This is a genomic window from Streptomyces sp. NPDC127117, assembly GCF_042677325.1.
In the GTDB taxonomy this organism is placed as follows: Bacteria; Actinomycetota; Actinomycetes; order Streptomycetales; family Streptomycetaceae; genus Streptomyces.
In genome coordinates this window covers 55,884-68,601 of the sequence record NZ_JBHXTM010000011.1, presented here as the reverse complement: position 1 = coordinate 68,601, position 12,718 = coordinate 55,884, and the positions used below count along the sequence as shown (strand labels likewise).

Below are 12,718 nucleotides of genomic sequence, written 5' to 3'. Positions count from 1 at the left end.
CCTGGCTTTTCGGTACCGGTGACCTCACTGTGGGTAATGGATGAGGTGAGCGGCTTTTCGTACGGACGGGGGAACGCATGGAAGCGGAACGGCTTGTGGGAGTCAGCCGGCGTGCTCTGGCGCAGAGCAGGGGTACGCCGGACATCATCGCGGAGGCCTGGCAGGCCCAGGCGCTGGCCCAGGCGATCGGCAGCCGCCTGGCGGCCGACGGGCCCAAGGAGTTACGGGGGGAGGCGCGCGGGCTGAGCGAGATCGGCGGGCGGAGCAGCGGTTCGCTGGACCATCCCGCGGCGCGGGCGGGGGTGGCACGGGCCGCGCAGCTCTCCGGGCTCGCCGAACCCCGGGCGACGCTGACAGGGCTGGGCACACTGCTCGGGGAGGTGGGGATGGCGCTGGTCGGGGTCGCCTGCGAGACCGATGAGCAGGGGCTCTACTGGCAGTGCATGGAGGCGATCGACGCGGCCGACGAGTCGATGGACCGGGTGCACGGAATGCTCCGCCGCCTCGACGAGTACGAGAGGGAGCGGCAGCAGGATCTGGAGCGAGGCCGGGAGCGGGACGGCCCGTACGGCGTGCACGGCTCGTACGGCGCGGTCGGCAGGGGCAGCGGAGTCGGCGGGGTCGGCGAGCAGCCGGGTACGACCGCGGCGGCTCGGGGACGCGCAAGGCTTCGGGAGTGACCGGGCGGCCTCAGGGACGGTGCCGGGACGGGAAGAGGACGGGTGACTGTACAGGAGTCCGGCGGCGACGGCGCGGGGGAGCAGGGAGGAGCGGAACGACCGGTGTCCGGAGGTGCAGGATGGATGCATGGATCTTCGAATCTTCACCGAGCCCCAGCAAGGGGCCGACTACGACACCCTGCTCACCGTCGCCAAGGCGACCGAGGACCTCGGCTTCGATGCCTTCTACCGCTCCGACCACTACCTCCGCATGGGGCCGGGGGACGGGCTGCCCGGCCCGACCGACGCCTGGATCACCCTGGCCGGGCTGGCGCGTGAGACCAAGCGGATCCGGCTCGGCACGCTGATGACCGCGGGGACCTTCCGGCTCCCCGGAGTGCTCGCCATCCAGGTCGCGCAGGTCGACCGGATGTCCGGCGGGCGCGTCGAGCTGGGCCTCGGCGCGGGCTGGTTCGAGGAGGAGCACAAGGCCTACGGCATTCCGTTCCCCAAGGAGAAGTTCGGCAGGCTGGAGGAGCAGCTGGAGATCATCACCGGGCTCTGGGCGACGGAGGTCGGCAAGACGTTCGACTTCGACGGCGCCTACTACCAGCTCACCGATTCGCCCGCGCTGCCCAAGCCGGCGCAGGCCAGGGTGCCGGTGCTGATCGGTGGCCACGGTGCGACGCGCACACCGCGACTGGCCGCCCGCTATGCGGACGAGTTCAACATCCCCTTCGCGTCGCTGGAGGACAGCGAGAAGCAGTTCGGCCGGGTCAGGGACGCGGCAACGGCGGCCGGCCGCGAACCGGACGACCTGGTGTACTCCAACGCCCTGGTGGTCTGCGTCGGCAAGAACGACGCCGAGGTGGCACGCCGCGCCTCCGTCATCGGGCGTGAGGTGGCGGAGCTGAAGGCGAACGGGCTCGCGGGCTCGCCCGCCGAGGTGGTCGACAAGATCGGCCAGTACGGTGCGATCGGCTCGTCCCGGATCTACCTCCAGGTGCTGGACCTCGACGACCTGGAGCACCTGGAGCTGATCTCCGCGCAGGTCCAGTCCCAGCTCGGCTGAGGCACCGGAACCGAGGACGGCGCGAGGACCAGGACACCGCGAGGACCAGGACACACGGACAGAGGGAGTCATCTGTGCACCCCGCCCGCCCGGCCGACGGCCCACCCTTCCGACGCCCGCCGGCCGGTACATCCGTCGGCACGCGCGTCGGCACGCGCGTCGGCACGTCCGTCGGCACGTCCGGCGGCACGTCCGGCCGTACGCTCGGGAGTGCTCTCGCGGCGGGGCCGGTCCTGCTGGACGGGGGTCTGTCCAACCAACTGGAGGCGCAGGGCTGCGACCTGTCCGACGCCCTGTGGTCGGCCCGGCTGCTGGCCGACGGGCCCGAACAGATCGAGGCCGCCCACACCGCCTATGTGCACGCCGGCGCACAGGTGCTCACCACCTCCAGCTACCAGGCGACCTTCGAGGGGTTCGCGCGGCGGGGGATCGGGCGGGCGGAGGCGGCCGGGCTGTTCGCCCGCAGTGTCCGGCTGGCGCGGCGGGCCGCCGGTGCGGTGGAGCGGGACGTCCGGGTCGCGGCCTCGGTCGGCCCGTACGGGGCGATGCTGGCGGACGGCAGCGAGTACCGGGGCCGGTACGGGCTCACCCGCCGGGAGCTGGAGCGCTTCCACCGGCCCCGGATCGAGGCGCTGGCCGCCGCCGGGCCCGATGTGCTGGCGCTGGAGACGGTGCCGGACATCGACGAGGCCGAGGCGTTGCTGCGGGCGGTCGAGGGGTGCGGACTGCCGGTCTGGCTCTCGTACAGCGTGGCGGGCGGCCGTACCCGGGCGGGCCAGCCGCTGGAGACGGCCTTCGGGCTGGTCCGGGGGCGCGACGACGTGGTGGCCGTGGGGGTGAACTGCTGCGACCCGGCGGATGCGGGCCGTGCGGTGCGGGTGGCCGCCGAGGCGGCCGGGAAGCCGGTCGTCGTCTACCCGAACAGCGGTGAACGGTGGGACGCGGGGGGCCGGGGATGGGCCGGTGCCCCCACGTTCCGACCGGGCAGGGCAAGGGCCTGGCAGGACGACGGGGCCCGGCTGATCGGCGGCTGCTGCCGGGTCGGTCCGGACATGATCGCGGAACTGGCCGGGCTGCTCGGCACAACGGCGGCCGACGGGGCGGCCTAGCCAGGGGCTCTCGTTTGGATCATGCCGGGCTCGCGTGCCCGGGTGCTTGCCGGGGCGATGGTCCGGACACGCGAAAATGCCTGGTGGGGGGCGAGTGGAGCGGACCATACTCGGACGCGTGTTCCTGACAATCAGCACGACCGGCGATCCGGAACGTCCGGCGACCGACCTCGGCTTTCTGCTGCACAAGCACCCCGAGAAGGCGCAGACGTTCTCCACCTCACACGGCACCGCGCATGTCTTCTACCCCGAGGCATCCGCCGAGCGCTGCACCGCGGCGCTCCTGCTGGAGGTGGACCCCGTGGCGTTGGTGCGCCGCGGCAAGGGCAAGGGCAGGGGAGGCGCTCCCGACGCGGCGCTCGCCCAGTACGTCAACGACCGCCCCTACGCGGCCTCCTCGCTGCTGTCCGTCGCCATGAGCGCGGTCTTCAAGTCCGCGCTGAACGGTGTGTGCCGCGCACTGCCCGAACGTGCACAGGCGCCGATGCCGCTGCGGATCGAGGTGCCCGCACTCCCGGCCCGCGGTGGTGCGGAGCTGGTGCGCAAGCTCTTCGGGCCGCTCGGCTGGACGAGCGTGGACGCCGTGGCCGTACCGCTGGACGAGCGGTTCCCGGAGTGGGGGGACTCCCGGTACGTACGGCTGGTGCTCGAAGGCGAGCTGCGGCTGGCGGACGCGCTGCGCCAGCTGTACGTGCTGCTGCCGGTGCTGGACGACGCCAAGCACTACTGGGTCGCACCGGACGAGGTGGACAAGCTGCTGCGCGCGGGCGAGGGCTGGCTCGCCACCCACCCCGAGCAGAAGCTGATCACCAGCCGCTATCTGTCCCGACGCTGGGGGCTGACCCGCCAGGCGATGCAGCAGCTCGAACTGGTGCGGCTCGCAGAGTCGGACGACCTCGACGTCGAGAGCATCGACAACGCGGTCGACGAGACGACCGACACCGAGGAGAGGCCGGTCCCGCTCGCCGAGCAGCGCCGCGCCGCCATCCTCGAAGCGCTGCGGGCCGCCGGCGCGAGCCGGGTCCTCGACCTGGGCTGCGGCCAGGGCCAGTTGGTGCAGGCACTCCTCAAGGACGTGGCCTTCACCGAGATCGTCGGCGTCGACGTCTCCATGCGTGCCCTCACCATCGCGTCGCGACGGCTGAAGCTGGACCGGATGGGAGAGCGGCAGGCAGCCCGCGTCACGCTCCGGCAGGGCTCGCTCACCTACACCGACAAGCGGCTCAAGGGATACGACGCGGCCGTCCTCAGCGAGGTGATCGAACACCTCGACCTGCCGCGACTGCCCGCGCTGGAGTACGCCGTGTTCGGCTCGGCCCGTCCGCGGACCGTGCTCGTGACCACGCCGAACGTCGAGTACAACGTCCGCTGGGAGACCCTGCCCGCCGGACACGTGCGCCACGGCGACCACCGGTTCGAATGGACCAGGGACGAATTCCGCGGCTGGGCCCGGGACGTGGCGCAACGGCACGGATACGCCGTCGACTTCGTCCCCGTGGGGACGGACGACCCCGAGGTGGGGCCGCCCACGCAGCTGGCCGTGTTCACCATGACCGCAGCCGGCGAGACCGCGAAGCAGAGCGGGAACCGGACCGAGAAGGAGGCGAATGCCGCATGACCAGTACCGCACGCACGCTGCCGGTGACCGACCTCTCCCTCGTGGTCCTCATCGGGGCCAGCGGCTCCGGCAAGTCCACCTTCGCCCGCAGGCACTTCAAGCCCACCGAGATCGTCTCCTCGGACTTCTGCCGCGGCCTGGTCGCCGACGACGAGAACGACCAGAGCGCCAGCCGGGACGCCTTCGACGTACTGCACTACATCGTCGGCAAGCGGCTGGCGGCCGGGCGGCTGACCGTCGTGGACGCCACCAGCGTCCAGTCCGAGAGCCGTAAGCAGCTCGTCCAGCTGGCCAGGAGCCACGACGTGCTGCCCATCGCGATCGTCCTCGACCTGCCCGAGGAGGTCTGCGCAGCACGCAACGCGGCCCGCCCCGACCGCGCCGACATGCCGCGCCACGTCATCCAGCGCCACCGTCGCGAACTGCGCCGTTCACTGCGCGGCCTGGAGCGCGAGGGCTTCCGCAAGGTGCACATCCTGCGCACCGAGGAAGAGGCGGACCACGCCGAAGTGGTGCTGGAGCGCCGCTACAACGACCTGCGCCACCTCACCGGCCCCTTCGACATCATCGGCGACATCCACGGTTGCAGCTCCGAGCTGGAGTCCCTGCTCGGCAAGCTCGGCTACGTCGACGGCACGCACCCCGAAGGGCGTACGGCGGTCTTCGTCGGCGACCTCGTCGACCGCGGCCCCGACAGCCCCGGAGTGCTGCGCCGTGTCATGGCCATGGTGGCGGCGGGCGACGCCCTGTGCGTACCGGGCAACCACGAGAACAAACTGGGCCGTTACCTCAAGGGCCGCAACGTCCAGCACACCCACGGACTCGCCGAGACCATCGAGCAGCTCGACCGGGAGGACGAGAAGGACCCGGCCTTCCGCGAGCAGGTGCGGGAGTTCATCGACGGGCTCGTCAGCCACTACGTGCTCGACGACGGCAAGCTCGTCGTCTGCCACGCCGGGCTGCCCGAGAAGTACCACGGCCGCACCTCCGGACGGGTCCGCTCGCACGCCCTGTACGGGGACACCACCGGCGAGACCGACGAGTTCGGCCTGCCCGTGCGCTACCCCTGGGCGGAGGAGTACCGGGGCAGCGCCACCGTGGTCTACGGCCACACCCCGGTGCCCAACACCTCCTGGATCAACAACACCATCTGCCTGGACACCGGAGCGGTCTTCGGCGGGAAGATGACCGCGCTGCGCTGGCCGGAGCGCGAGCTCGTCGACGTACCGGCCGAGCAGGTCTGGTACGAGCCGGCCAAGCCGCTGGCCGCGGAGGCGCCCGGCGGCCGGGAAGGACGGCCGCTCGACCTCGCCGATGTGCAGGGCCGGCGGACCGTGGAGACCCGGCAGATGGGCCGCATCGCGGTCCGTGAGGAGAACGCCGCCGCCGCGCTCGAAGTCATGAGCCGGTTCGCCGTCGACCCGCAGCTGCTCGGATACCTCCCGCCGACCATGGCGCCCACCGCCACCTCGCGTGAGGACGGCTATCTGGAGCACCCGGCCGAGGCCTTCGCGCAGTACCGGGCCGACGGTGTCGCCGAGGTCGTGTGCGAGGAGAAGCACATGGGATCGCGTGCGGTGGTGCTGGTCTGCCGGGACGCGGACGCCGCCCGTGAGCGGTTCGGCGTGGGCGGCACCCCCGGTGCCGCGGGTGGTCCGACCGGGGCGCTGTACACCCGCACCGGACGGCCGTTCCTCGACGACGCCGCGCTCACCGAGGTGATCCTCGCCAGGCTGCGCACCGCCGTCACCGCCGCCGGACTCTGGGAGGAATGGGGCACCGACTGGGTGCTGCTCGATGCCGAACTGATGCCCTGGTCCCTCAAGGCGGCCGGGCTGCTGCGCTCGCAGTACGCGGCGGTCGGTGCCGCGTCCGGAGCTGTCCTCCCGGAGGCCAACGCGGCCCTCGCGGCGGCGGCTGCCCGCGGTGTGGACGTCGGTCCGCTCGCGGAGCGCCAGCGTGGCCGGGCCGAGGACGCCACCGCGTTCACCGAGGCCTACCGCCGGTACTGCTGGAGCACCCAGGGCCTGGACGGGGTGCGGCTCGCGCCGTTCCAGATCCTCGCCGTGCAGGGCCGCTCGCTGGCCTCCGTACCGCACGACGAGCAGCTGGCCTGGCTCGACCGACTGGTCGAGCACGACCCGACGGGGCTCCTCCAGGTCACCCGCCGGCTCGTTGTCGACACGGGGGACGAGGCATCGGTGCGCGCCGGGGTCGACTGGTGGCTGGAGATGACCGGCCGCGGCGGCGAAGGCATGGTCGTCAAGCCGCTCGCCGCGCTCGTGCGGGACGGCAAGGGCCGGCTGGTCCAGCCGGGCATCAAGGTGCGCGGCCGGGAATACCTCCGGATCATCTACGGCCCGGAGTACACCCGCCCGGAGAATCTGGAGCGGCTTCGCGACAGGTTCCTCGGCCACAAGCGCTCGCTGGCGCTGAGGGAGTACGCGCTGGGGCTCGAAGCGCTGGACCGGCTGGCCGACGGGGAGCCGCTGTGGCGGGTCCACGAGGCGGTGTTCGCGGTGCTGGCCCTGGAGTCGGAGCCGGTCGACCCGCGCCTCTGAGGCGTGACGCGGCAGGCGGTGGAGCGTCGCCGGTGGGTTCCGCGGAGGCGCCGGTGGGTTTTCCGGAGTGATCCGGTGTGATCCGGAGTGATCAACGGAAAACCCACTGGCGATTCGAAGGGTTCACCGGCCCGCGCACGGTGAGGATGGAGGCATGGGATTCCATGTCGACTCCGAGGCCGGGCGGCTGCGCCGCGTCATCCTGCACCGCCCCGATCTGGAACTGAAGCGGCTCACCCCCAGTAACAAGGACGCGCTCCTCTTCGACGACGTGCTCTGGGTGCGCCGCGCCCGCCAGGAGCACGACGGCTTCGCGGACGTGCTGCGCGACCGGGGTGTGGAGGTGCACCTCTTCGGCGATCTGCTCCGTGAGTCGCTGGACATCCCGGTGGCCAGACGGCTCGTCCTGGACCGGGTCTTCGAGGAGAAGGAGTACGGACCGCTCGCCACCGAGCATCTGCGGGCAGCCTTCGAGGAGCTGCCCAGCGCGGAGCTGGCCGACGCGCTCGTCGGCGGCATGACCAAGCGGGAGTTCCTGGCCGGGCACAGCGAGCCGACCTCCGTCCGCTTCCACGTCATGGACCTGGACGACTTCCTGCTCGACCCGCTGCCGAACCACCTCTTCACCCGGGACACCTCGGCCTGGATATACGACGGGGTGTCCATCAACGCGATGCGCTGGCCGGCCCGGCAGCGCGAGACCGTGCACTTCGAGGCGATCTACCGCCACCACCCGCTCTTCACCGGCCCCGAGGCGGGCGCCTTCCACCACTGGTCCCAGGGGCAGGACGACTACCCGTCCACCATCGAGGGCGGCGACGTCCTGGTCATCGGCCACGGCGCCGTCCTCATCGGGATGAGCGAGCGCACCACCCCGCAGGCGGTGGAGATGCTGGCCCGCGGCCTGTTCGACGCCGGCTCGGCCCACACGATCGTGGCGCTCGACATGCCCAAGCGCCGGGCCTTCATGCACCTCGACACGGTGATGACGATGGTCGACGGCGACACCTTCACCAAGTACGCCGGGCTGGGCATGCTCCGCTCGTACACCATCGAGCCCGGCGCGGGGCCCAGGGACCTGAAGGTCACCGACCATCCGCCCGAGCACATGCACCAGGCGATCGCGCACGCTCTGGGGCTGGACTCGATCCGGGTCCTCACCGCCACCCAGGACGTGCACGCCGCCGAGCGCGAGCAGTGGGACGACGGCTGCAATGTGCTGGCCGTCGAGCCGGGCGTCGTCGTCGCGTACGAGCGCAACGCCACCACCAACACCTTCCTGCGCAAGGAAGGAATCGAGGTCATCGAGATCCGCGGCAGCGAACTCGGCCGGGGCAGGGGCGGCCCCCGTTGCATGAGCTGTCCGGTGGTGCGCGACCCGGTGTAGGGGCGTGAGGGGCACAGAACTACGGTGGGCACTCCGTATAGCGATGCAAGGTGTCGTATATACTTCCAGGGTTACCGTACGTGCGATCCTCGCCCGACCCAGGAGCTGTCCCATGGCCATAGACCTCGCAGGCCGCCACTTCCTCAAGGAGCTGGACTTCACGGCCGAGGAGTTCCGCGGCCTGATCGAGCTCGCGGCCGAGCTCAAGAGCGCCAAGAAGTCGGGGACCGAGGCGCAGCGGCTGCGCGGCAGGAACATCGCGCTGATCTTCGAGAAGACCTCGACCCGGACCCGCTGCGCCTTCGAGGTGGCCGCCGCCGATCAGGGCGCGTCCACGACCTATCTGGACCCCTCCGGCTCCCAGCTGGGACACAAGGAGTCGGTGAAGGACACGGCTCGCGTCCTCGGCCGGATGTTCGACGGCATCGAGTACCGCGGTGACAGCCAGGCGGCCGTGGAGGAGCTGGCCGCCCACGGCGGCGTGCCGGTCTTCAACGGGCTCACCGACGACTGGCACCCGACCCAGATGCTCGCCGACGTCCTGACCATGACCGAGCACAGCGACAAGCCGCTGGAGCGGATCGCCTTCGCCTACCTCGGCGACGCCCGCTTCAACATGGGCAACTCCTACCTGATCACCGGCGCCCTGCTGGGCATGGACGTACGGATCGTCGCGCCGAAGGCGTACTGGCCCGACGAGGGGATCGTCGCCGAGGCCCGCCGGCTGGCCGGCGGGAGCGGTGCGAGCGTCACCCTCACCGAGGACGTCGCCGAGGGCGTCAGGGGCGCCGACTTCGTCGCCACCGACGTCTGGGTCTCCATGGGCGAGCCCAAGGAGGTCTGGGCCGAGCGCATCGAGGCCCTGGCGCCGTACAGCGTGACCATGGACGTGCTCCGCGCCACCGGCAACGCCGACGTGAAGTTCCTGCACTGCCTCCCCGCCTACCACGACCTCGGCACCGGGATCGGGCGGCAGATCGAGGCCGATCACGGGCTGGCGGAGCTGGAGGTCACCGACGAGGTCTTCGAGTCCGCGCACTCGGTCGTCTTCGACGAGGCGGAGAACCGGATGCACACGATCAAGGCCGTTCTGGTGGCGACCCTGGCGGACCCGGTGGTCAACGGCTGATCGACTGCATGACCATGCCCCCAATTGGGTGAACATGCGGGAAGGCGACTAATATGTTGCCTCTTGGTGGGGTTCGAGCTCGCACGCTCGAACCCCATTTTTCTGTGTGTCACCGGAGCCCCCACAGCCCGCTGACGCACCCCCCCCACATGCTCCACCAGAGAAGAGACCATTCCCGTGAGTCCGCTGCGCCCGCCGAGGCCCCCGCACCTGTCCGGGCCGCGCATCAAGAATCCCCACCAGCTGATCGCCGAGTCCGGTGCCGACCTGGAGGGGCACGGCCTCAAGCGCACCATGGGGCTCTTCCAGCTGGTGTGCTTCGGTGTCGGCGCCGTCGTCGGGACCGGCATCTTCGTCGGCCTCTCCGACTCCGTCGCCGAGGCGGGCCCCGCGGTCGTGCTCTCCTTCGTGCTGGCCGCGATCACCTGCATCTTCACCGCCTTCTCCTTCGCCGAGCTGGGCAGCGCCATCCCGGTCTCCGGCAGCTCCTACTCCTTCGCCTACGCCACCCTCGGCGAACGCGTCGCGTTCCTCGTCGGCTGGTGTCTGCTGCTGGAGTACGGCGTCTCGGTCTCCGCGGTCGCCGTCGGGTGGAGCCAGTACGTCAACGAGCTGCTGGACAGCCTGTTCGGCGCACAGCTGCCGGCCGCGCTCTCGGCGGGGCCCGGCGACGGCGGGGTGATCAATCTGCCCGCGGTGCTGGTGGTCATGATGGCCGCCACCCTGCTGGTGCGCGGCGTCCGGGAGAGCGCCGGGGCCACCGCCGCGATGGCGGTCCTCAAGATCACCATCCTGATCGTTTTCTGCGTCATCGCCTTCACGGCCTTCGAGCGCGGAAACCTGGCGCCGTTCTTCGCCCACGGCGCGGGCGGGGTCACGGCCGGCGCGTCGCTGGCCTTCTTCTCGTACATCGGCTTCGACGCCATCACCACCGCGGGCGAGGAGGTCAAGAACCCGCGGCGGAACATTCCGGTCGCGATCATGGTCTGCATCGGCCTGGTCACGCTGCTCTACTGCGCGGTCGCGCTCGCCGCCATCGGCGCGCTGGGGCCGAAGGCCGTCGCCGACCGGCCGGCGGCGCTCTCGATCGTCGTCGACCAGGTCACCGGCTCGACCGTGGGCGGCGGAGTCATCGCCTTCGGTGCGGTCGTCGCGATCGCCTCGGTCGTGCTCGCGGTGATGTACGGGCAGACCCGCATCCTGATGTCGATGTCCCGGGACGGACTGATCCCCCGGGTCTTCGAACGGGTCTCGCCGCGCACGGCGACGCCGGTCGCCAACACCTGGATCGTGGCGGTCGTCTTCGCGGTCCCGGCGGCCTTCGCCTCGCTCGACGTGGTGGTGAACCTGACGACCATCGGCACGCTGGGCACCATGGTCGCGGTGAACATCGCGGTGATCGTGCTGCGGCGCCGCAACCCGGAGGTGAGGGGCTCGTTCCGGGTGCCGCTCTATCCGCTGAGCCCGCTCCTGGGCGTCGGTTTCTGCGTCTACCTGATGTACGGGACGGGCTGGCGGACCTGGATCCAGTTCGCGGTCTTCCTGATGGCCGGCGCGGCGGTGTACGCCTTCTACGGCCGCAGCCGCTCCCGGCTGGCCGGCGCCGGCGCGGCCCGCTGAGGGCGGCGGGCCGGGGCCCCGCTGCGGCCGGTCGGCTCCGGGGCGCGCTCAGCTCTGAGGCGTGAGGGACGGCAGGGTGAACCACACCGCTTTGCCGTGCTCGGTCGTGCGGTGTCCGCAGGACGAGCTGAGCGTACGGATCAGCAGCAGGCCCCGGCCGTGCTCCTGCCAGGGGTCCGGCTCGCTGTCGGGCCGGGGGAAGCGCAGGCCGCCCGGCGGGGCGGGGTCGCGGTCGTGCACCTCGACCTGGCAGCCGGTCGGCAGGAGCTCCACCACCAGCTCGATGGGTTCGTCGCTCCGGGTGTGCTCGACAGCGTTGGCGACCAGCTCCGCGGTGAGGAGTTCGGCGGTGTCGCTGTCGGCCGGCGCGTCGATGTCCGCGAGTGCGGTACGGATCAGGGCTCGGGCGATCGGTACGGCCGCCGTCGAATGCGGCAGCGCGATCCGCCAGGAGGCGGGGAAGGGGACATCGGTGGGCACGGCATGGTTTCCGTTCCGGGGTTCGGGTGCGGTTGCCCGCGAGGGGCGCGGGACTCTCTGGCGGTCAAGACTTCTCGGTTTCAACCTTACGAACCGCAACGACACAGACAAGGGACTGCCGACCGGTATCAAAGGGACGTTGGCCACTGGGTCCTCACGCTCCGCTTATTGCGTGCTCGTGACGGAAGTCACGTATGAGTGATAAGTTCGGGAGCAGGTAGCAGCCCGACGGCTGAAGGGGAGCCCCCTCCATGAGCCCGTTTCCCAGCTCCGCCCCGCACACGGACGACTGGCGCCATCTGCGGCTGACGACGGACGACGGGGTCGCCACCGTCACGCTCGCCCGGCCCGAGAAACTCAACGCGCTCACTTTCGGCGCCTATGCCGACCTGCGCGATCTGCTCGCCGAACTCTCCCGCGAACGCAGCGTGCGCGCTCTGGTGCTCGCGGGGGAGGGCCGCGGGTTCTGCTCCGGCGGGGACGTCGACGACATCATCGGCGCGACGCTCGCCATGGACACCGCCCGGCTCCTCGATTTCAACCGCATGACCGGGCAGGTGGTGCGGGCCCTCCGTGAGACCCCCTTCCCCGTCATCGCCGCCGTACACGGGGTGGCCGCCGGTGCGGGGGCGGTCCTCGCACTGGCCGCCGACTTCCGGATCGCCGACCCGTCGGCCCGTTTCGCCTTCCTCTTCACCAAGGTCGGCCTCTCCGGCGGCGACATGGGCGCCGCCTACCTGCTGCCACGCGTCGTCGGCCTCGGCCATGCCACCCGGCTGCTGATGCTCGGCGAACCGGTCCGGGCACCCGAAGCGGAACGCATCGGGCTGATCAGCGAGCTGACCGAAGAAGGCCGGGCGGACGCAAGGGCCGCAGTGCTCGCCCGCCGTCTCGCCGACGGACCCGCCCTCGCCCTCGCCCAGACCAAGGCACTGCTCACCGCCGAACTCGACATGCCGCTCGCCGCCGCGGTCGAGATGGACGCCGCCACCCAGGCCCTGCTGATGCACGGCGAGGACTACGCGGAATTCCACGCCGCCTTCACCGAGAAGCGGCCCCCGAAGTGGCGGGGCAGGTAGCGCG

10 protein-coding genes are annotated in these 12,718 nt (G+C 71.2%); 9 read left to right on the top strand and 1 reads right to left on the bottom strand.

Annotation, left to right across the window (positions count from 1 at the left end):
• Nucleotides 1-77 precede the first annotated feature (77 nt).
• From ACFVH0_RS12555 to ACFVH0_RS12520, 8 genes are all read left to right on the top strand, one after another.
• Nucleotides 78-680, top strand: coding sequence for a DUF6099 family protein (locus ACFVH0_RS12555; RefSeq protein ID WP_385819536.1), 603 nt, complete (start codon nt 78-80; stop codon nt 678-680).
• A gap of 127 nt (nt 681-807) precedes the next feature.
• Entirely contained in the window at nt 808-1,731 is a 924-nt protein-coding gene (locus ACFVH0_RS12550; protein ID WP_385819535.1) for an LLM class F420-dependent oxidoreductase, read from the top strand.
• 233 nt (nt 1,732-1,964) lie between these two features.
• On the top strand, nt 1,965-2,840 hold the full coding sequence (gene mmuM / locus ACFVH0_RS12545) for a homocysteine S-methyltransferase (protein ID WP_385819615.1): 876 nt from the start codon (nt 1,965-1,967) through the stop codon (nt 2,838-2,840).
• A 118-nt stretch (nt 2,841-2,958) separates the two neighbouring features.
• Nucleotides 2,959-4,458 carry a 3' terminal RNA ribose 2'-O-methyltransferase Hen1 gene (locus tag ACFVH0_RS12540; RefSeq protein ID WP_385819534.1) on the top strand — a complete coding sequence of 500 codons (1,500 nt, stop codon included), beginning with the start codon at nt 2,959-2,961 and terminating at the stop codon, nt 4,456-4,458.
• Nucleotides 4,455-7,019 carry a polynucleotide kinase-phosphatase gene (locus ACFVH0_RS12535; RefSeq protein WP_385819533.1) on the top strand — a complete coding sequence of 855 codons (2,565 nt, stop codon included), beginning with the start codon at nt 4,455-4,457 and terminating at the stop codon, nt 7,017-7,019. Before ACFVH0_RS12540 ends, ACFVH0_RS12535 begins: the two co-directional genes overlap by 4 nt.
• A gap of 154 nt (nt 7,020-7,173) precedes the next feature.
• On the top strand, nt 7,174-8,406 hold the full coding sequence (locus ACFVH0_RS12530) for an arginine deiminase (protein WP_385819532.1): 1,233 nt from the start codon (nt 7,174-7,176) through the stop codon (nt 8,404-8,406).
• A gap of 112 nt (nt 8,407-8,518) precedes the next feature.
• Nucleotides 8,519-9,535 (top strand): ornithine carbamoyltransferase, encoded by a 1,017-nt coding sequence (gene argF / locus ACFVH0_RS12525; RefSeq protein ID WP_385819531.1) that lies wholly within the window; start codon nt 8,519-8,521, stop codon nt 9,533-9,535.
• A 177-nt stretch (nt 9,536-9,712) separates the two neighbouring features.
• A complete protein-coding gene (locus ACFVH0_RS12520; protein WP_385819530.1) occupies nt 9,713-11,155 on the top strand; it encodes an amino acid permease in 1,443 nt (480 codons plus the stop codon).
• A 48-nt stretch (nt 11,156-11,203) separates the two neighbouring features.
• Here the strand turns inward: ACFVH0_RS12520 and ACFVH0_RS12515 are convergent, their stop codons facing one another.
• Nucleotides 11,204-11,635 carry an ATP-binding protein gene (locus ACFVH0_RS12515; RefSeq protein WP_385819529.1) on the bottom strand — a complete coding sequence of 144 codons (432 nt, stop codon included), beginning with the start codon at nt 11,633-11,635 and terminating at the stop codon, nt 11,204-11,206.
• Nucleotides 11,636-11,886: 251 nt separating this feature from the next.
• On the opposite strand from ACFVH0_RS12515, the gene ACFVH0_RS12510 reads away from it, so the two are divergent.
• Nucleotides 11,887-12,714, top strand: coding sequence for an enoyl-CoA hydratase family protein (locus tag ACFVH0_RS12510; protein WP_385819528.1), 828 nt, complete (start codon nt 11,887-11,889; stop codon nt 12,712-12,714).
• Nucleotides 12,715-12,718 lie beyond the last annotated feature (4 nt).

Coding starts and splice junctions, on each gene's coding strand:
- ACFVH0_RS12535 (WP_385819533.1), top strand. CDS start 4,455: ATGACCAGTACCGCACGCACGCTGCCGGTGACCGACCTCTCCCTCGTG.
- ACFVH0_RS12555 (WP_385819536.1), top strand. CDS start 78: ATGGAAGCGGAACGGCTTGTGGGAGTCAGCCGGCGTGCTCTGGCGCAG.
- ACFVH0_RS12550 (WP_385819535.1), top strand. CDS start 808: ATGGATCTTCGAATCTTCACCGAGCCCCAGCAAGGGGCCGACTACGAC.
- ACFVH0_RS12510 (WP_385819528.1), top strand. CDS start 11,887: ATGAGCCCGTTTCCCAGCTCCGCCCCGCACACGGACGACTGGCGCCAT.
- argF (WP_385819531.1), top strand. CDS start 8,519: ATGGCCATAGACCTCGCAGGCCGCCACTTCCTCAAGGAGCTGGACTTC.
- ACFVH0_RS12530 (WP_385819532.1), top strand. CDS start 7,174: ATGGGATTCCATGTCGACTCCGAGGCCGGGCGGCTGCGCCGCGTCATC.